Genomic DNA, 20,114 nt, shown 5'->3' with positions numbered 1-20,114 from the left:
ATTCCTCACTTGCATTAAGCACTATTTACATGATAAATTCTCGTACATAAGTTGTATATACAATTAGGGTGGTGACATGAATTCAAGCTTTCAGCTAAGTGAAGGGCATATAGGCATGTTAATCAGTATGCCGCATAATGGACAGGAAATTCCTAGTGATATTGCTGACAATATGACGGAGAAAGCCACTCAAGTACCTGACACAGATTGGTACATGGATAAACTCTATGATTTTGCCCAAGACATGGGTATTTCAATTATTTCACCTAAGTACAGCCGATATGTAATAGATTTAAATCGTGATATTTCAGGTGAAAATTTATACCCCGGTGCCAATAGTACAGAACTATGTCCAACAACAGCATTTGATTTATCCCCGTTATACAAAGAAGGTAAGGAGCCTTGTGCTGAAGAAATAGCTAGAAGGGTAGAGATGTATTGGCAACCTTACCATCAATGTATCAATGAGTTACTTGAAAAGATGTTATGCAAATACAAAAAAGTTGTATTGCTTGATGCTCACTCTATTTTATCTGAAGTTCCTCGATTTTTTAATGGTAAATTGCCAGACTTTAATTTCGGGAGTGCTAATGGAACATCGTGCAGTGTTGCACTAACAGAAAAAATTTCAGCGTTAGACCTTTCACCGTATACAAGTGTAGTCAATGGTCGTTTTAAAGGCGGTTATATTACTAGAGCTTATGGAAAACCAAATAGAAATATACACGCGATCCAATTAGAGCTTTCTCAACATACATATATGAAAGAGCCAAGTAATGTGTTTGATAAAGACAAAGCCGAAAAAGTAAAAGCCAAGCTAAAAGATTTCGTCGCTTGTTTAGCTGAATTCGCTCAAGAATAACGAACCTATATATTACTTATTTGCGAGTTAAATAAGTTTTTAAAGATAACTAAAGTAGATTAAAGATGAAATTATACGCAGAAAGAATCTTATTAGCTGATGGCTGGACGGCAGATAAAACCATCATTATTGAACAAGGGATCATTACCGACATAGTTTCAGGTAAACAAGATGATGCACAAATGGTTAATGGTCCAGTCATTCCAGGCATGGTAAATTGTCATTCTCATGCGTTTCAACGGGCTTTTGCCGGTTTTAGTGAGCAAGGGAGTGAAGGACAAGATAGTTTTTGGACTTGGCGTAAAATCATGTATCAGTTTTTAGCCCAACTGACTGATAAAGATGCCAAAGTGATCGCTAAGCAATTGTATATTGAAATGTTGAAAATGGGCTATACTCGCGTCGCTGAATTTCATTACTTGCATCATGACATTGATGGTTCCCCTTATAGTGAAGTTGAAAATACCAATGGTTTAGCCTCAATGGCTCAAGCGATATTTGATGCTGCAAAAGAGTCGGGTATTGGTTTGACGATGTTACCTGTGCTCTATCAGTACAGTGGCTTTGGTGAGCAAGCCCCAACAGTCGGACAAAAGCGGTTTATAAATACCGTATCGCAATTTAATGACTTGGTGACTGATTGTCATAAACTGAGTAAATCATACCGCAACACTAATGTTGGTATTGCGCCACATTCATTAAGAGCGGTTGATAAGAGCTCTCTGCAAGCTGCGGTAAAACACGTTAGAAATTTAGATAAAAACGCACCTATTCACATTCATATTAGTGAACAACAAAAAGAAGTTGATGATTGTCTTGCTTACTATGGCAAAAGACCAGTGCAATGGTTACTTGATAATATAGAAGTAGATGAGCACTGGTGCTTTATACATGCTACACATATTGATGATAATGAACGTGAAGAAATGGTCGCTAAAAAGGTCATTGCGGGAATTTGCCCAACAACGGAAGCAAATCTAGGAGATGGTATTTTTCCAACGACTGAATTTATGGCTCAAAATGGTACCATTGCCATTGGTTCAGATAGTCATATTTCTGTAAACCCCGTTGAAGAATTGCGTTGGTTAGAATACGTGCAAAGGTTAATAAAACAGCAAAGAGCTATTTTAGCTAATAATCAACAAGTTTCAGTTGGGTTGAACTTATGGCAACAAGCAGCTCAAGGCGGAGCGCAAAGCACTAATGCTAATACAGGAATATTGGCCGTGGGTAAGCAAGCCGATTTATTAGTGTTATCAGCTGAGCAAAGTCATGTGTTTGCTCATTCAGACCAGCACCTAATGGACAGTTTTGTCTTTGCTAGCCAGCAGAATTCTATTAAAGATGTTATGGTCAATGGTGATTGGGTTATTCAATCATCTAGACATAAAGAACAGCAAGAGAGCGAACAACATTTTGCTAAGTTGCTAAAAAGGCTCTCTAAATAGTATTAATTCTTTGCTAGGGCGTGTAAAGGTAAGTTAATTATGCTTGATGCAAGTGGAAGATAATTAACATGAGATAGTCGTTAATTTATTAAAATAAAGAACGATATTTATCAATTACTGAACATGTTTTTTGTTGATTTAAAAGATGGAAAACATGATCACGCTCACTTTTTGAGCAGTAAGCAAAATAAAACTCTTTTACCGTTTCTCTTGATGAAGTAATTTGTTTTAAATGCTCAACCTCTTGTTCAGAAAAAGTCTTAAACTCAGGTTTTAACTCATCAAAAATTTTGTCTGATTTTAAGCGTACTTTTGTATCGCTAAATTCGTTGAAAGCTTCTTTGACAGTAGCCATCTGTTCGTTATAAAACTTAGTTACTTCGGGTTGTGGGTAGAAGTGTAAATAGACTGCAATGGCCACGATTAAGATCAATAAATTCTTCATAGTATGTCGTATTATCTTTAATAGTTATTGTGTTATATTGAACAGCTAATAAGTTAGTTATTAACTCTCTCATAAAACGAATTAAGCGCGATCATATCAGAAAATGAACATAGTGTGATACTTGTTCATTATTATTCGCGAAGTAAGGAATAATCGTGGAACCATCAAACGTCAAACCAGAACGTTCGAAATCACCTCAAGAACGCATTCCTGTGAAAAATGTTAAAATTCACGGGCAAAAGAATAGCGGTAAAGAAAGATATAAACCTGGTGATCAAATTTATGTAAGAAAAGTGTCAGGCTTTTTTCAGAAATTAAGACAACGCATGAACCTGGTCTATTTTGCCTTTTTCTTACTTTTGCCATGGCTTCAATTTAATGGTCATCAAGCGGTATTATTCGATATTGCTGAGCAGCGATTCACCTTATGGAATTTAACATTATGGCCGCAAGATCTTACTTTGCTCGCTTGGTTTTTTATACTTGGCGCGTTTTTACTGTTTTTTGTGACGACTTTCTTAGGTCGTGTTTGGTGTGGCTATATGTGTCCACAAACCGTATGGACATTCATTTTTATTTGGTTTGAAGAAAGAATAGAAGGCACCGCAAACCAACGTCGAAAACTTGATGAAAAACCACTTAGTGTCAATAAATTCACACGAAAATTTTTAAAGCATGCTGCTTGGCTATTGTTCTCTTTGTTTACTGCAATGACATTCGCTGGCTATTTCTCGCCAATGCAAGAACTATTTATAAACGTATTTACCTTTAATACCACTGCCACAATGGCTGGGGTTTTATTGTTTTTCACGTTGGCCACATATGGTAATGCTGGTTGGATGCGTGAAACGGTTTGTTTACACATGTGTCCTTATGCGCGTTTTCAATCGGCAATGTTTGATAAAGATACGTTAACGGTTGCTTACGATAAAGAGCGTGGCGAGAATCGCGGCGCAAGAGGAAGAAAACAAGATCATAAGTCTCTGGGCTTAGGCGATTGTATCGACTGTAATTTATGTGTAGAGGTTTGCCCAACCGGTATTGATATACGTAATGGCTTACAATACGAATGTATTAATTGTGGTTCTTGCGTTGATGCCTGTTCAGGGGTTATGACACGAATGAACTACCCTCAAGGGTTAATTCGATACACAACAGAGCATGAATTAGATGGAAAGAAAGTGCATCTGGTTCGTTCTAAATTAATTGGTTATGCAGTACTCTTGGTCATTATGACAACCATGTTAGTGCTTGAAATTGTCAATAGAGTTCCTTTGTCTCTTGATATTATTCGTGATAGAACGGAGCTTGCTAAAGAAAACTTTAACGGTGAAATTGAAAATGTTTACACCTTAAAAATTCTTAATATGTCACAAACCGATAATGTCTATAAACTCTCTGTGAAAGGTATAGAAAATACTCAATGGCATGGTAAACAAGAAGTAATGGTTGAAGCCGCTTCAGTTTATACCTTACCTATTAGTATCTCGGTCGACCCCTATGAGCTTAAATCATTAATGACAGACATCACCTTTGTTGTTGAACAAAAAACAGATGAAGAGGTAAGGATTGAACAAGAAAGTCGATTCTTTAATAAACGTTAATGGCTGCTTTTGACTTTTCCTCATTGTCACCTGATGTCATCATTGATGGACTGGAAAGTGTTGGCTTTGTTGTTGATAGTGGTTTATTACCATTAAACAGCTTTGAAAACCGTGTTTATCAATTTCATGATGATAATTTAGTTAAATACGTTACCAAGTTTTATCGACCTCAACGATGGCAGCTTCAGCAAATAAGAGAAGAACATGACTTTTCTTTTGAATTAGAAGAGCAAGAGTTACCCATTGTTGCCCCATTAAAAATACATGGTGAAAGTCTTTTTGAGCATCAAGGTTATCATTTCGCCGTGTTCCCATGTCGCGGCGGCCGTATTTTTGAAGTAGATAACTTAGATCAACTTGAATGGATGGGACGTTTTATAGGTCGTATTCATGCTGTATCAGCAAAACATAGCTTTAAGTATCGCCCAGCGTTTACAAGCCAAGAGTTACTTTATCAAGCTAAAGAAACGATAAAGAATTCACAATTCGTACCTGTACATCTTCAGTTGCCTTTTTTTACTATTCTTGAGCAAGTTATTGCGATAGCAGGTGAGCAATATAAAGCGATTGACTCGGTAACGCAGATTCGACTTCATGGTGATTGTCATGCTGGAAATATTTTGTGGCGTGATGAAGGGCCACACTTTGTTGACCTTGATGATTGTCGAACGGGTCCTGCTATTCAAGACTTATGGATGATGCTCTCTGGCGATAGACAACAGCAATTATTGCAACTAGATACATTATTGATGGGTTATGAAGAGTTCTATAGTTTTGATAACAAAGAGTTACGGCTAATTGAAGCATTACGCACCATGCGGGTTGTGAATTATATGGCTTGGCTTTGCAAGCGCTGGCAAGATCCCGCCTTTCCAAGGAATTTTCCTTGGTTCAATACAGAAAAATATTGGGAGCAACAAATACTGATGCTAAAAGAACAGTTTTCAGCGCTTCAACAACCAACGTTAAGTTTACAACATTTTTAATCGCTACCCCGTTAAAAATAAGGTAAATTTAGCGAGATAATTACTATTTAACCCCTTAGGAAACATTATGAAAAAGATATTTCGACCTTTTTTGGTCTTTTTAATGCCGTTGTTTGCTCTATCAATGTCAGCTTGTGCGGAACAATATACTGAAGGTAAGCAATACACTACGGTGAGTGATCAGGCATCAACTAAGAAAGAAGTGAGAGAATATTTTTCTGTCTATTGTGGGCACTGTTTTAAGTTCGAACCTTTTATGGCTTCAGTGAAAAAATCATTGCCTGAAGGCGTAGCTTTTGAAAGAAATCATGTTGACTTTTTACGTGCAGCAAGCCCTAAAATACAACAAATGGTAAGCAAAGCGGTCGTGGTTGCCGAGCAACTCGAAATGGAAGATAAGCTAGTTGGCGCACTGTTTAATTATATTCATATTCAGCGTGCGGTAATCACCTCTGAAAAAGATATACGTAATATCTTTGTTCTAAATGGTGCTGATGGAGATAAGTTTGATAAATTAATGAAGAGTTTTTCAGTGAATGGTAAAGCGAAAGCAATGAAGAAGAATCAAGTAACCATGACTAAAAACAAAGCACTGACCGGTGTACCAACCGTGATCGTTAATGGAAAATATAAAATCAATGGTGATAAATTAGATAAAAATAATTTTGAGCAAGATTATAAAAATTTAGTTAAATATCTAAGTGAATTAGACTAATCAATTAACATTTAACAAGGCTGCATTGGCAGCCTTTTTTATTCTCTAAAAACTATTGAAACCTTTAACCGTTTAATTCAACAATAGTTACTATTGTTTCAATGGGTTGCCCTTTACGATACATTTTCACGCTAACCTGTGTGTTTGGTTTGGTTTCAGCAATAATATCTAGTGCTTGAGTAATGCTTGCAATTGGCTGATCGCCTATCTGGTAAACAATATCACCCACTTGAATCCCTGCTAATTTTGCTGGGCTATTATCTGCGACCCCACCGATAACGAAGCCTTTTGCATCGTCGTAATACTCACTCGCTGTAATACCAAACCAACCACGAACCACTTTGCCGTTTTCAATGATTTGTCGCATCACTTTATGCGCGAGCTGATAAGGCACAGCAAAAAAGATTCCTTGAATCTCTAAATTATTTTTTGAAGTAAAATTGGGATTAGTTTCAGTGAATTTTCTAGAATTAATACCAACAAGCGTACCGTTACTGTTAATAAGTGCACCACCAGAATTACCTTCATTGATGGCTGCGTCCATTTGTAAAAACTCTAAATAACTGGTGTTACTTAGGCCATTTCTTCCCGTCGCACTAATAATACCTTGAGTTACTGTTTGCCCTAAATTTAACGGGTTACCAATAGCTAGCACAATATCACCAGCAAGTGATTGTTGATTAATTTTTTGCGGTATAACGGGAAGGTTACTGGCATTAATTTTGATTACTGCTAAATCGGTATAGCGATCAAAACCAATTAACTCTCCAGGGTAACGTTGACCATTTTGCAGTAAAACAAGAATCAAATCGGCCTGCTGAATTACGTGCATGTTAGTTAAAATATAGCCATTACTGTCCATAATGACACCAGAGCCTAACCTTGTGCTTGCTCGTGCTTTACTGCCATATCTCGGGTTGTTTTCAATTTTCTCTGAGTAAATATTTACTACGGCAGGACTGGCTAAACTGACAGCTTTAGCAAAAGATAATGCTTGAGGCTCTTTCGGCGTTTGTGAAAATAATGGACTAGACTGCAACCCTGGAAATAGTTCAGGTTTGAGTAATATTAGTGCTACAGCGAATAAAACACCATAACTTACGGCATTGAGAATGTATTTAACGATATCGAATATTTTCACGGGCTTTTATTAACTTGTTTTTTTTCAGTGTAACATAAAAAAAACCAATGACATGAGCAATCAGTCATTGGTTTTTCGTTAGAAAAGTTGTTGTTTATACTTAGCGAATCATTAAATACTGTGCTTGTTTATCACGAACAATATTTAAGGCAACAACGCCTTTTTTATCTTTTAAGAACTCTCTTAATTGAATTATGTTTTTAGTGCGAGTGCGGTTAACGCCTGTAATGATATCTCCATCGCGTAACCCTGCTACTTGTGCAGGTGATTGCGGTGCAACTTCTTCTATTATAATGCCGACATTATCTGGGCTGTTTTTAAGCTTAGCACCTTCTAGCATTCTATGAATTGAAGCTGCGGCTACGTTACTACTTTGCGATTGCTTTAACTTAACAGTAAACGTTTCGTCATCACCGTCACGAATAACCGTTAACTTAACTTTATTACCGGCACCAATAGAACCAATTTTACCTCTTAACTCACTGAATGAACGGATAGACTTACCATTAATTTTAACAATAACGTCACCCGCTTTTAAGCCAGCTTCATCAGCAGCAGAATCAGCGGCAACCATTTCGATAAAGGCACCTTGGCTTGTTTCTAATTCCATGGCTTTAGCAATGCCGCTATCAACACTTCTACCTGAAACCCCTAAAACACCACGTCGTACTTCACCAAATTCAATAATTTGCTTAACTAGGTTATGCATCATGTTACTGGGTATAGCAAAGCCTATACCGACATTTCCACCATTTGGCCCAAGGATGGCAGTATTGATACCAATTAACTCACCGCGCAAATTCACTAAGGCTCCACCAGAATTCCCACTGTTAATTGCAGCGTCAGTTTGAATAAAGTCTTCAAAGTTCTCAATATTTAAGTTACTTCGACCTAAAGCACTGACAATACCTGATGTCACCGTTTGACCTAAGCCAAAAGGGCTACCAATAGCTACAGTAAAATCACCAACACGTAAGGTATCAGAGTCTGAAATTTTAATTTCAGTTAAGTTGTCACTATCAACTTGCAATAAAGCAATATCACTTTCTTCATCAGCGCCAAGCTTTGTTGCCTCAAGTTGTCGACCATCTTTTAAGGTGATTATAATTTCATCGGCATTATTAATTACGTGGTTATTGGTAACAATATAGCCCGCATCACTATCAATGATGACACCTGAACCTAGCCCTCTGAAAGGGCGCTCTTGGGGTTGAGCTTGATTTCTATTGCCAAAGAAAAACTTGAAAGCATCAGGCACGTTTTGTTGAACTTTCTGTGTTCCTTTAACTGAGATACTTACCACTGCAGGTGTCGCCTTTTCTAGCATAGGCGCTAAACTAGGCATCGTTTGGCCATCAACCGATGAAGGCCAGCTTGCATAAGCAGGTGCTTGAGATAAAGCCAATGAAGAGGATAATAAGGCGGCGGTGATTAAAAAGGATAATTTTTTCATACTTAAGAGTTCTCCGAATAACAGTATAATAAATATCAATAGATGGGATAACTTTATCTAAGTGACGAAGTTATCCACAAAAAATGTTTACGTTACGTTTTAAGGATAGACTTTTGAATACAGCTTTTAGTTCCTTAAAGCTTAGTTGCTATTTGTAACAGATTGTTTCTTATCAACAAATAAACCGCTTGGATTGGCGGAATAATCTAATGGCGCTTCGGTAATGTCTGAAGAGTTATCCTCAACTCTTTTCTGATGTCTAAGTGTTGCCGTTTGCGCTAACTGATCTTGTGTTTCTTGAGAAAAGAAAGGCATGTCAGCTTCTTCTATGTGAGAGGCTTTTTGCAACAACTGCGTACTTTCTTCCATTTGTTTCATTGCAGTTTGGCAAGTGCTATTCATTTGTTCTAATAATTTGGCTGAACTTGCTAAATGATCTGCAACATCAAGTTTGTATTGATTAAGAGCCGCTTCACTTTGATTGGCTTGTTCGGCAAGTTTTCGCTGTGCTTGGCTAGAGGTAGAAAAAAAACGATTAGCAAAAAAACCAATAATGCCGCCAACGATTAATAAAGCAAGAGCTAAAACTACATTCATAGGTGTACCTTTCATAGTAATTGGAAATATAATAAGTCGTTCAATAGTTGAATAACTTAACCATAACTATACTCTGTGTAACGTGGTATAAATAGAGATATAGAGTATATTTTTACAAATTTTCTTTTTTCAAGCGTGATGCTAATAAATATTTTAAATGGCCAGTAAATGATTAAGCTTTCTCCTTTAGCTAAGTATAAACAAGATTTACAACATGAAGACTTTCTTTTTGATGCAGCACAAGAACAGGCTGTTAAGCATTTACAGCGACTTTATGATGATTTGTTAAGTCAACCTATTGCTGTTTCTGGCTTTAAGAAAGTGCTTAACCGATGGAAGAAAATTTATGTTAAGCAAGAGATACAACCCGTTAAGGGCTTATACTTTTGGGGAGGTGTTGGGCGAGGTAAAACGTACCTAGTTGACACCTTTTATGATTGTCTGCCGTTTGACGATAAAATGAGAGTACACTTTCATCGTTTTATGCATAGGGTACATCAAGAATTAAAAGGCTTATCAGGGCAATCTGATCCGTTAAAGATTATCGCCAAAAAGTTTGCTCAAGAAACACGCATTATTTGTTTTGATGAGTTTTTTGTTTCGGACATTACCGATGCCATGATCTTAGGTACCTTGTTTGAAGAGCTATTTGCTCATAATGTCACTCTTGTTGCTACGTCAAATATTATCCCTGACGAATTGTATCGTAATGGCTTACAAAGAGAACGATTTTTACCTGCGATAAAGTTAATTAATGAACATACCGAGATTGTTAATGTTGATAGCGGTGTTGACTATCGATTAAGAACCTTAGAGCAAGCAGAAATATTTCATTATCCCCTTGATGATAAAGCGAATGAAAATTTAGCTCATTACTTTAAACAATTGGCTTGTGAGGTTGGTGAAAATAATATTGATATCGAAATTAACAACCGACAGTTAAGAACTATATCTGTTGCTCAAGGCGTTGTGTATTTTGATTTTTCAGTGTTATGTGAAAGTGCAAGAAGCCAAGGTGACTACATGGAAATAAGTCAACTTTATCATACGGTATTAATGGCCAACGTTAAACAAATGGGCGTTGATACTGATGATGCAACAAGACGATTTATTGCATTAGTCGATGAGTTTTATGAGCGTAATGTAAAGCTTATTATGTCTGCTGAGTTTCCTCTTGAAGAGCTATATAGTGGCGGTCGACTAGCCTTTGAATTTAAGCGCTGCTTAAGTCGACTGCAAGAAATGCAATCACATGATTATTTAGCCAGCGAACATTTACCTTAAGATTAACTGGTTTGGGGCAAACAGATATAGGTGTGTTTCCCCAAACATCTCGATTAACTAGTTGTCGAGTTTTGTAAAATAAAGCAACACGTTAGCTTAGTACATTAAGGTATAAAGCTTTCGGCGATACTGGTTAGCTAAAGGTTCACCATCAGGTAACGATTTAAGGATATCAAGCAGTAGCTCTTTGCTTTTGGCTTTTGCCTCAGCTTCATCGCTACTTGCTTGTTGAACATGCCTAAACAGTAGTGCGAGGGCTTCTTCATTTCTATTTACTTGATTGTATTGTGCTGCTAGTTGCTGAATTACATTCGCATCTTGCGCATTTTCTTGTAGCTTTACTTCTAACGCTTGAATTTCAGGTGAGTTAGCCGCTTGTGAGGCTAATTCAAGTTTTGCGACTAAACTCTTGTAATAAGCATCTTGGTCAACCATTTTAATGCTATTAAGTAAATCTTGTGCCTCATTAGTTTTGCCAAGCTGGATGTAAACATCAATTAAAACAAGTTTAATATCTGCACGATCACCACCTTGCTCAGTGTCTATTGAAAAGGCTTGATTAATAGCGGTGCTAGCATCGTTTAGATTATTTTCAGCCAAAGCTTCAACCGCTTGATTTAGCAGTAAGTCTTGTGGCTTAGGTAAATGCTTATCTAAAAATGCGGCAATAGTTTCATCGGTTTGAGGTCCAGAAAGGCCATCTAAAGGTTGGCTATCTTTGATTAGTACGGCCGTTGGTAAACCTTGAATACCAAACTGCTGCGCAATTTGTCCTTGAGTCTGACAATCGACAGTCGCTAAAGTGACATAATCACTAAAGGTTGATGTCTTTGCTGCTAATTTATCTCTTAATTCAATACTCTCTGGTACTTGCTCTGCCCAGAACGAGACAAGGATTAATTTCTCTTTTGATTGCTCAACAATCACTTGTTGAAAGTTATCTAAAGTTATGTCAATTATATTTGAGTTCACATGAATGCCCATATTGATAAATTAAGATGAATAATAATGTTTGTTAGTATTATAGCTGAACGATATTCAGATTAAGCCATGATAAACCAAAGCAGGCCGACACCTAAAATTAAACGATATATTACAAAAGGCATCATGCCTAATTTTTCCAGAATAATCAGAAAATAGTGAATACATGCATAGGCACTGATAAAAGCCAGTAAGCTACCTAAGCCCATCGTCATCCAGTTTACAGTTTCAGTAGAAGTCATTAATTTTACTGCTAAATAACCACCTGTCATTATAATCGCAGGGATCGACAACAAAAATGAAAATCGAGCAGCATTATCTCGGCTTAAACCAAGTAGTAGGCCTATAGTCATGGTAATACCTGAACGAGAGGTGCCAGGTATTAACGCAATAGCTTGGGCAATACCAATAAGCATCGCCCCTTTAAAGCCAATTTTTTCAAGAGAAGCATTTTCTTTTGCTTTAATATCAGCAAAACCCAGTAAAAAGCCAAATAGTAAAGTAGTTGCAGCAATGACTAGTGCTGAACGCAAGTGTTCTTCAATAAAGTTAGCCGCAAATAACCCCACTAAGCCTAGTGGAATAGAGGCAAATAAAATCCACCACGCTAACTTACCATCGAAGCTATTACTATGTTTACTTGGCCCAAAACCTATAGTGCCAATCCAAGCAACAATCATAGACCCAACTTCTTTTCGAAAATATAACATAACCGCTATGAGTGTGCCGACATGCACTGCCACATCAAATGCTTGCCCTTGGTCTTGCCAGCCAAGTAATTGAGACGGCAATATTAAATGTGCAGAACTTGAAATAGGTAAAAACTCGGTAAGCCCTTGTAATAGGGCTAAAATAATAATCTCTAACGTGCTCATTGAGGTGGTGATTCCTTGTGTTGACCTAAATGTTTTCTGGGTGAAGCTAAAATGTCTGGGTACTTACTACCAGCAATTGTTAACGATATTCAGTTGCTGACTTTCTTTATCATATTGCTGCCATAATTCTTGATAGCTTTGCTTTAAAATGGGGTGATAAAGTGTTGGCGCTATTTCGCTTAATGGCCATAAAACAAAAGCGTTTGTGCAAATTTCATGTCGTGGTATTTGGGCTGGTGTTTCTATAATGAGATCGTCATAAAGTAAAATATCAAGATCCAAAGTACGCGGACTATATTTCTGTGCATCTTTTTTTCGTCCGTGAGAAAATTCAATATCACGTAATATTTCAGTAACTTGCTCAATTGAATGTGAACACTGTAGGCCGACAACCATGTTATAAAAGGGGGCACCAGCAAAGCCTACTGCTTCACTTTCGAATAACGACGATAATATTAACTGAGAAAAGTTAATATTAAAGGCATCGGCAATAGCTTGTAATCCTAGGTTGATATAATGTTCTCTGTTGATATTACTACCTACTGAGATATAGATATGTGCCATTAGCCAGCTTGGCCTCTCTCGATTTCTACACCTACCGTGTCAGTATTATGTACCGCGCCCGGTTTACCGATTGATAGCTTCAACCAAGGAATATGATATTGATTAATTAAGAAGCTGGCTAACCTTTCTGCTAGTGTTTCAATAAGATCTACGGGGTTAGCATTAGCAAACTTTTCAATTTCTAATGAAATGTCCGCATAGTCAAGCGTTTTAGCAAGCTCATCATTTTCTGCTGCTGCCGCTGTATTCCACCCCATGGCTAAATCAATCACTAACGTTTGTTTGATTTCTTTTTCCCATGGGTAAAACCCTATGGTGGTCTGAATACGCAAACCTTTTATAAATACCTTATCCATTTCACTTATGACCTTGGTAACTAACTTACATCGAAAAGTTACAAAATAAAGGCGAGTTTACCTTTCTGGGTGTAGAAAAACTAGCGCATAACAAGATAGAATACCAATTAACCTACTTTTTGAACTAGATAATGGATGTTTTCTCAAAAATGTTGCTTGTAACCTTTGCTATGATAATCGTTGCTTATTTAATAGGCTCGATCTCTAGTGCTATTTTAATATGCAGATTTTTGCGATTACCTGATCCTAGAACCACGGGCTCAAAAAACCCAGGTGCGACTAACGTATTACGAATCAGTAACAAATTTACCGCGTTAACGGTTTTATTCTTAGATATTTTAAAAGGAACTATACCTGTTTGGGGCGCTTATTTTTTAAAGGTTGAACCCATTTATCTTGGTGTTATTGGTGTTGCTGCCTGTTTAGGGCATATGTACCCGATTTTTTTCAACTTTAAAGGCGGTAAAGCCGTTGCAACAGCATTAGGTACACTATTACCAATTGGTTTTACTCTTGGTGGTTTATTAGTGCTAACTTGGTTGAGCGTAGTTAAGCTAAGTAAATATTCCAGTTTAGGGGCCATTGTAACTGTGGCACTAGCCCCTTTATACGTTTATTGGCTAAAGCCGCTATATGTTTATCCAACACTCATGCTAAGTGTATTAATTATCTTAAGACACCGCGCTAATATTATTCGCTTAGTCAAAGGAACTGAAAGTAAAATCAGTCATAAAATATAGCGATTGAATACTCGTACTATGGTTTTTGATTTATAGATGGCAACGTATCAAGGGACCACCTTGGGTTTGCTTTAAAGGTTAACTCTTCTAATTGCCCTGTTTGTAAGCGTTGTAAGCCAGCATAAGCAATCATAGCACCATTATCAGTACAAAATTCTGGGCGAGGATAAAAGACTTCTCCACCTAGTTTTTGTGTTGTTATAGCAAGCTTTGCACGTAAACTGGTATTCGCGCTAACCCCGCCTGCAATGACTAGTCGTTTTAAGCCTTCCTGTTGAAGTGCGCGTTTACACTTAATAGCCAACGTATCGACAACTGCTTGTTGAAAAGCGTTAGCAATATCCGCAAAGGTTTGAGCCTTATCAATTTCACCTAAATTTTCTGTTTCCTTTCTTACCAAAGTACCAGCGGCAGTTTTTAAGCCACTAAAACTAAAATCAAGGCCAGGTCTATCTGTCATTGGTCTTGGTAATTTAAATCGACCAGCAACACCTTGCTCGGCCATTTTGGCAAGTACAGGTCCGCCAGGATAATCAAGGCCGAGTAGTTTAGCTGTTTTATCAAAGGCTTCACCCGCGGCATCATCTACGGATTCACCTAAAAGCTTATATTCCCCAATGCCGTCAACGCGAACAAGCATAGTGTGACCACCAGATACAAGTAACGCCACAAACGGGAACTCAGGTATATTATCTTCAAGCATCGGTGCAAGCAGGTGTCCTTCCATATGATGCACAGGTATTGCAGGAAGGTTCCACCCATAAGCTAAGCTTCTGCCAATAGAACAACCTACCAGAAGTGCGCCTATCAAGCCAGGACCTGCAGTATAAGCAACGCCATCGAGATCTTGAGGGGTTAAGTTTGCCTCAGCTAATACTTCTTTTATTAATGGAATTGTTTTTCTAACATGATCACGCGAAGCGAGTTCTGGCACAACACCACCATAATCGGCATGAACTGCAATTTGGCTATAGAGGCGATGCGACATAATCCCTAACTTGTCGTCATAGATAGCTATACCGGTTTCATCACACGATGTTTCAATGCCTAAAATGCGCATAAATTTGCTCTCTGGGTGAAAATTAAACGCGGCGATTTTACCTTGTTCATCTATTTTTAACCAGTACAAAGAAGAGAAAAGTAAAATTGATCTTTACACCAATGCACGGTTAGCAGTAGAATACGTCACCCATTTTTAATAGAGCGGGTGAAGTTAAGGTTTTTTAATGTAAGAAAAGCCGAAGACGTTCATCGATTTATATAGATTTTATACTAAGGTAATAAAGTACATGCCAGTAATTAAAGTAAGAGAAAACGAACCATTTGACGTAGCTTTACGTCGTTTTAAACGTTCATGTGAGAAAGCAGGTATCCTTTCAGAAGTTCGTCGTCGCGAATGTTATGAAAAGCCAACTTGGGAACGTAAGCGTAAGAAAGCAGCTGCTGTTAAACGTGCTGCTAAGAAAGTTTCTCGTGAGAACGCTCGTCGCGTTCGCATGTACTAAGATTAACTTAGTAATTTTTGAAGACAGAGCTTATAGATGAGTCTCTTAATTCAATTAAAAGATGAAATGAAAAATGCCATGCGTGCCAAAGACAAACTTCGTCTTGGCGTTATACGCATGGCATTGTCGGCTGTTAAGCAAGCTGAAATTGATCATGACACTGAAGCAACAGATGAAAATATAATTGCCGTATTAACCAAAATGGTTAAACAACGCAAAGAATCTATTGTGATGTATAAAGACGGTGGTCGTGATGAACTTGCAGATAAAGAAGCTGCTGAAGTGAAAGCTTTAGAAGATTTCTTACCTCAACCGCTTAGCAATGATGAAATTGCACTCTTAATAAAACAAGCTATCGCTGATTCAGAAGCTGCATCAATGGCAGATATGAGTAAAGTCATGGCAATATTAAAGCCGAAAATGCAAGGTAAAGCAGACATGGGCGCAGTTAGCGGTCAAGTTAGGGCAGCCTTAAACGCATAGCTTTTAATAACGTTATAAAAACCGTAATCATATTGTGATTACGGTTTTTTATTGCCTGTAATTTGTGTAGAATATTGTCTCTTCATTCTCTTGAGTTTTTACCTTAATGGCTGGACGTATTTCTCGACAATTTATTGATGATTTGCTCTCAAGAGCTGATATTGTCGAGCTAGTAGACAGTCGTGTACCGCTGAAAAAAGCGGGTAAAAACTACCAAGCCTGTTGTCCCTTTCATAGCGAAAAATCTCCTTCATTCACCGTGAGTCAAGATAAGCAGTTTTATCACTGTTTTGGTTGTGGTGAACACGGTAATGCTATTTCATTTTTAATGGAGTTTGATCGACTAGACTTTGTTGATGCCATTGAAGAACTCGCTTCGCATTGTGGTATGGAAGTCGTAAGAGAAGAGAATCATGCCAGCCCTGTTGAACAACGAAGGCAGCAGCAAGTTTATCAACAAAAACAAGATGACTATGAGCTATTAACGCAAGTGAGTCGCTTTTACCAACAACAACTGAAACAAGCACAAGACAAAGATGTTGCCATCAACTATTTAAAAGGCCGAGGTTTAAGTGGCGAAGTCGTTAAACGTTTTGCTATGGGTTATATCAGTGATGCTTGGGACGGCATGATGAAGGTTTTTGCTCAAAACCCTCAAGTAAGCAAGCAGTTAGTCGATTTAGGCATGGCAATTGAAGGCGATAAAAATCGACCGTATGATCGTTTTCGTGGCCGTATTATGTTCCCTATTCGTGATAAACGCGGTCGTGTTATTGGCTTTGGTGGCCGAGTGCTGGGTGATGAAAAACCAAAGTATTTGAACTCTCCAGAAACGCGTATTTATCATAAAGGACAAGAACTTTATGGTCTTTACGAAGCTAAGCAAGCAAATAAGCAGCTGAAACGTTTGGTTGTTGTTGAAGGCTATATGGATGTTGTGGCCTTGGCACAACATGGTGTTGATTATGCTGTTGCGTCATTGGGCACCTCAACTACCCCCGAACAATTACAAACGTTATTTCGAACGGTAACTGAAGTTATTTGTTGCTATGATGGTGATAGAGCAGGGCGCGATGCAGCATGGCGAGCCATGGAAAATGCATTGCCATTGATTAGGGATGGTTTTTCATTAAAGTTTGTTTTTGTTCCTGATGGTGAAGACCCTGATTCATTAATACGTAAGCAAGGTCAGCAGGCGTTTGAAGCGATTCTCGACTCAGCCATGCCTTTGTCAAAGTTTCTCTTTGATCATTTAATGAATCAGGTCGACATGAACTCTTTAGAAGGTCGTGCGGCGTTGGTTGAATCTTTTCAACCTTACTTAGCTAAGCTACCAGCCAGTGTGTTAAAAGATGCCATATTAAATGATATTGCTAATAAGTTTGGTACAGGTAGTGAACAGTTTTTAGCGAAATTAAATAAAAATATAAAACCTAATCAAGAAGTTAAGAAACAAAAAGCCTCATCTAAAGTAACTCCCGTTAGATTAGCTATTGCATTATTGTTAGAGAATCCCCATATCGTCACAGCACTACCTGATATTTCAGTATTACAACCACTCGATATGCCAGGTATTCCTCTATTAATTGAATTGTTACAGGTTTGTCAGCAAAGACCTGACATAAAAACAGCTCAAATACTTGAAGGATATAGAGATACATCGCAGGGTAAACAGCTAGCAAAATTAATGTGCTGGCAACACCATGTTGAATCTGAAGCGGTAGAAGAAGTTTTTTTAGACAGCATCGAAAAACTTCTTAATGATTTTGTTGAACAGCGTGCAGAATTTTTATTACAAAAAGCACGTGCTGGACAAATGACAAACGAAGAAAAACAAGAGCTTCAAGCAATATTAAATGCTTAACAATATTTGTATTGCTAACTGCTATACTTACTAGCAGTTATTGCTGTGACAATTTGAATTAGAAAGTATGTAAAGGCAATATAATTACTAGAAATAGTACAAAAAATTCGCTATAATTTGCGGCTTTATTGTGCACGCTAGCGTTTAAATGCGCATACTTTGCTATCCTATTTTTAATATACAGGTGGACACTCGTCAATGGATCAAGCCCCTCAATCTAGACTTAAAGACTTAATAACCAAAGGTAAAGAACAAGGTTATTTAACGTTTGCGCAAGTTAACGACCATCTTCCACAAGACATTATCGACTCAGACCAAGTTGAAGACATTGTAAGAATGATCAACGACATGGGTATTCAAGTATTTGAAAACGCACCAGATACTGACACCTTAATGATGAGCGAAGCGAATACTGATGAAGATGCGGCAGAAGCTGCAGCTCAGGCGCTTGCTACAGTAGAAAGTGAAATTGGTAGAACAACTGACCCAGTACGTATGTATATGCGTGAAATGGGTACTGTAGAACTATTAACCCGTAAAGGTGAAATAGTTATTGCCAAGCGTATTGAAGAAGGCATTAAAGAAGTTCAGCGCAGTGTTTCTGAATATCCACCTGCAATTAATTACTTACTTGAAATGTGGGATAACTTTGAAGCAGAAGAAATACGTTTAACAGATATTATTTCTGGCTTTTTAGACCCTGATGCCGAAGATGATGATGTAGCAGCAGCGGCAACGCATGTTGGTTCTGAGCTGTCAAAAGAAGATCTTGCTGATGAAGATCAAGAAAACTCTGATACAGACAGTGATGATGACGAAGAGGAAGAGGACACTGGTCCTGATCCTGAATTAGCACGTGAGAAATTTAATGCCTTAAGGGATGCTCACGAGCATGCAAATAAAGTAATAGAAAAAAATGGTCGAGGCCATAAAGACTCTATTGCTGCGATTGATGCTGTTGCTGAAGTCTTTAAAGAATTCCGTTTAATTCCTAAGTTATTTGATAAGTTAGTGAAGAATATGCGCAGTATGATGGATCGTTTACGTGTTCAAGAACGTTTAATCATGAAGCACTGTGTTGTTGGTGCAGGCATGCCTAAAACAACTTTCATTAAAATTTTCCCAGGTAACGAAACATCTAAAGAGTGGTTTGAAGCTGAAAAAGCAGCAGGTCACCCTTACTCAGCCCGTTTAAGTGATATTGAACTTGATGTAGAGCGTTGTATTTACAAGCTAAACCAAGTTGAAGAAGAAACCTTCTTAAACATTCATGGTATTAAAGATATAAACCGTAGAATGTCAATTGGTGAAGCGAAAGCTCGCCGTGCTAAAAAAGAAATGGTTGAAGCTAACTTACGTTTAGTTATTTCAATTGCTAAAAAATATACTAACCGTGGTTTACAGTTCTTGGATCTTATTCAAGAAGGTAACATTGGCTTAATGAAAGCGGTAGATAAGTTCGAATATCGTCGTGGTTATAAGTTCTCAACTTATGCGACATGGTGGATACGTCAAGCAATCACTCGTTCAATAGCTGACCAAGCACGTACAATTCGTATTCCGGTACATATGATAGAAACGATCAATAAATTGAACCGTGTTTCTCGTCAAATGCTACAAGAGATGGGACGTGAGCCAACACCTGAAGAATTAGCTGAGCGCATGATAATGCCTGAAGATAAAATTCGTAAGGTGTTAAAGATAGCGAAAGAGCCTATTTCAATGGAAACACCAATTGGTGATGATGAAGATTCACACTTAGGTGACTTCATTGAAGATGGCAGTGGTGAACTTCCTGTTGACTCTGCAACGTCTGAGAACCTTAAAGGTGCGACTCATGAAGTATTAGCAGGTTTAACAGCTCGTGAAGCCAAAGTACTAAGAATGCGTTTTGGTATTGATATGAATACTGACCATACGTTAGAAGAGGTTGGTAAACAGTTTGATGTTACCCGTGAGCGTATTCGTCAAATTGAAGCAAAAGCATTACGTAAATTACGTCACCCATCACGTTCTGAGCAATTAAAGAGTTTCTTAGACGGTGAGTAAGCTTACTGTTAGACAGTAAAAGAAAACATCACAAAAGAGCAATTTAGCGTTAGTTAACTTGCTCTTTTTTATTATAAAAGAAAAATATTAATCAACTGTTCTACTTACTTGTTAAACAGGATAATATTTAGTTAGTATAAAATTAATAATAAAGGGATCTAC

General features: G+C 37.7%; 20 protein-coding genes. 11 read left to right on the top strand and 9 right to left on the bottom strand.

Annotated features, from left to right (window positions below):
* Positions 1–76 precede the first annotated feature (76 nt).
* Together hutG and D1094_RS07020 are read left to right on the top strand one after the other, a co-directional pair.
* Positions 77–862 carry an N-formylglutamate deformylase gene (gene hutG / locus D1094_RS07025; RefSeq protein ID WP_118959381.1) on the top strand — a complete coding sequence of 262 codons (786 nt, stop codon included), beginning with the start codon at positions 77–79 and terminating at the stop codon, positions 860–862.
* Positions 863–927: 65 nt separating this feature from the next.
* Complete coding sequence (locus D1094_RS07020; RefSeq protein ID WP_118959380.1) at positions 928–2,310, top strand: formimidoylglutamate deiminase; 1,383 nt, start codon at positions 928–930, stop codon at positions 2,308–2,310.
* An 88-nt stretch (positions 2,311–2,398) separates the two neighbouring features.
* Here the strand turns inward: D1094_RS07020 and D1094_RS07015 are convergent, their stop codons facing one another.
* Complete coding sequence (locus D1094_RS07015; RefSeq protein ID WP_118959379.1) at positions 2,399–2,755, bottom strand: hypothetical protein; 357 nt, start codon at positions 2,753–2,755, stop codon at positions 2,399–2,401.
* A 155-nt stretch (positions 2,756–2,910) separates the two neighbouring features.
* Between D1094_RS07015 and ccoG the strand changes: the two genes are divergently transcribed.
* The 3 genes from ccoG to D1094_RS07000 all read left to right on the top strand — a co-directional run bounded on the left by ccoG (position 2,911) and on the right by D1094_RS07000 (position 6,060).
* Positions 2,911–4,359: a cytochrome c oxidase accessory protein CcoG gene (gene ccoG, locus D1094_RS07010; RefSeq protein ID WP_118959378.1), complete on the top strand. Its 1,449-nt coding sequence runs from the start codon at positions 2,911–2,913 to the stop codon at positions 4,357–4,359.
* Positions 4,359–5,345, top strand: a complete 987-nt coding sequence (locus tag D1094_RS07005; protein WP_118959377.1) for a serine/threonine protein kinase — start codon at positions 4,359–4,361, stop codon at positions 5,343–5,345. Before ccoG ends, D1094_RS07005 begins: the two co-directional genes overlap by 1 nt.
* A 67-nt stretch (positions 5,346–5,412) precedes the next feature.
* Positions 5,413–6,060: a thiol:disulfide interchange protein DsbA/DsbL gene (locus D1094_RS07000; protein WP_118959376.1), complete on the top strand. Its 648-nt coding sequence runs from the start codon at positions 5,413–5,415 to the stop codon at positions 6,058–6,060.
* 64 nt (positions 6,061–6,124) lie between these two features.
* Here D1094_RS07000 and D1094_RS06995 read toward each other — a convergent pair whose 3' ends face one another.
* From D1094_RS06995 to D1094_RS06985, 3 genes are all read right to left on the bottom strand, one after another.
* Positions 6,125–7,201, bottom strand: coding sequence for a trypsin-like peptidase domain-containing protein (locus D1094_RS06995; RefSeq protein ID WP_118959375.1), 1,077 nt, complete (start codon positions 7,199–7,201; stop codon positions 6,125–6,127).
* Between the two features lie 100 nt (positions 7,202–7,301).
* Positions 7,302–8,654 carry a DegQ family serine endoprotease gene (locus D1094_RS06990; protein WP_118959374.1) on the bottom strand — a complete coding sequence of 451 codons (1,353 nt, stop codon included), beginning with the start codon at positions 8,652–8,654 and terminating at the stop codon, positions 7,302–7,304.
* Between the two features lie 141 nt (positions 8,655–8,795).
* On the bottom strand, positions 8,796–9,251 hold the full coding sequence (locus D1094_RS06985; RefSeq protein ID WP_118959373.1) for a YhcB family protein: 456 nt from the start codon (positions 9,249–9,251) through the stop codon (positions 8,796–8,798).
* A gap of 168 nt (positions 9,252–9,419) precedes the next feature.
* Here D1094_RS06985 and zapE point away from each other — a divergent pair, with 168 nt between their 5' ends.
* The gene (gene zapE, locus D1094_RS06980) at positions 9,420–10,535 is read left to right on the top strand and encodes a cell division protein ZapE (protein WP_118959372.1); all 1,116 of its coding nucleotides are present in this window, start codon (positions 9,420–9,422) and stop codon (positions 10,533–10,535) included.
* A gap of 96 nt (positions 10,536–10,631) precedes the next feature.
* Here the strand turns inward: zapE and D1094_RS06975 are convergent, their stop codons facing one another.
* From D1094_RS06975 to folB, 4 genes are all read right to left on the bottom strand, one after another.
* Positions 10,632–11,507 carry a tetratricopeptide repeat protein gene (locus D1094_RS06975; protein ID WP_259337851.1) on the bottom strand — a complete coding sequence of 292 codons (876 nt, stop codon included), beginning with the start codon at positions 11,505–11,507 and terminating at the stop codon, positions 10,632–10,634.
* A 71-nt stretch (positions 11,508–11,578) separates the two neighbouring features.
* Complete coding sequence (locus D1094_RS06970; protein WP_118959371.1) at positions 11,579–12,391, bottom strand: undecaprenyl-diphosphate phosphatase; 813 nt, start codon at positions 12,389–12,391, stop codon at positions 11,579–11,581.
* 66 nt (positions 12,392–12,457) lie between these two features.
* Positions 12,458–12,955 carry a 2-amino-4-hydroxy-6-hydroxymethyldihydropteridine diphosphokinase gene (gene folK, locus D1094_RS06965; protein WP_118959370.1) on the bottom strand — a complete coding sequence of 166 codons (498 nt, stop codon included), beginning with the start codon at positions 12,953–12,955 and terminating at the stop codon, positions 12,458–12,460.
* Complete coding sequence (gene folB, locus D1094_RS06960; protein ID WP_118959369.1) at positions 12,955–13,311, bottom strand: dihydroneopterin aldolase; 357 nt, start codon at positions 13,309–13,311, stop codon at positions 12,955–12,957. Before folB ends, folK begins: the two co-directional genes overlap by 1 nt.
* Positions 13,312–13,460: 149 nt before the next feature.
* Here folB and plsY point away from each other — a divergent pair, with 149 nt between their 5' ends.
* The gene (plsY, locus tag D1094_RS06955; RefSeq protein ID WP_118959521.1) at positions 13,461–14,051 is read left to right on the top strand and encodes a glycerol-3-phosphate 1-O-acyltransferase PlsY; all 591 of its coding nucleotides are present in this window, start codon (positions 13,461–13,463) and stop codon (positions 14,049–14,051) included.
* Between the two features lie 16 nt (positions 14,052–14,067).
* On the opposite strand, the gene tsaD is transcribed toward plsY, so the two are convergent.
* Positions 14,068–15,111, bottom strand: a complete 1,044-nt coding sequence (gene tsaD / locus D1094_RS06950; RefSeq protein ID WP_118959520.1) for a tRNA (adenosine(37)-N6)-threonylcarbamoyltransferase complex transferase subunit TsaD — start codon at positions 15,109–15,111, stop codon at positions 14,068–14,070.
* 229 nt (positions 15,112–15,340) lie between these two features.
* Between tsaD and rpsU the strand changes: the two genes are divergently transcribed.
* The 4 genes from rpsU (at position 15,341) to rpoD (ending at position 19,952) form a co-directional block, all read left to right on the top strand.
* A complete protein-coding gene (gene rpsU, locus D1094_RS06945) occupies positions 15,341–15,556 on the top strand; it encodes a 30S ribosomal protein S21 (protein ID WP_076420232.1) in 216 nt (71 codons plus the stop codon).
* 36 nt (positions 15,557–15,592) lie between these two features.
* Positions 15,593–16,039, top strand: a complete 447-nt coding sequence (locus tag D1094_RS06940; protein ID WP_118959368.1) for a GatB/YqeY domain-containing protein — start codon at positions 15,593–15,595, stop codon at positions 16,037–16,039.
* A gap of 106 nt (positions 16,040–16,145) precedes the next feature.
* The gene (dnaG, locus tag D1094_RS06935; RefSeq protein ID WP_118959367.1) at positions 16,146–17,903 is read left to right on the top strand and encodes a DNA primase; all 1,758 of its coding nucleotides are present in this window, start codon (positions 16,146–16,148) and stop codon (positions 17,901–17,903) included.
* A gap of 198 nt (positions 17,904–18,101) precedes the next feature.
* On the top strand, positions 18,102–19,952 hold the full coding sequence (gene rpoD, locus D1094_RS06930; RefSeq protein WP_118959366.1) for an RNA polymerase sigma factor RpoD: 1,851 nt from the start codon (positions 18,102–18,104) through the stop codon (positions 19,950–19,952).
* The last annotated feature ends 162 nt before the right edge of the window (positions 19,953–20,114 follow it).

The sequence above is a fragment of the Colwellia sp. RSH04 genome (genome assembly GCF_003545765.1).
GTDB lineage: Bacteria > Pseudomonadota > Gammaproteobacteria > Enterobacterales > Alteromonadaceae > Colwellia.
Note: the sequence above shows the minus strand (reverse complement) of the source record. Positions and strands in the feature narration are given on the sequence as shown.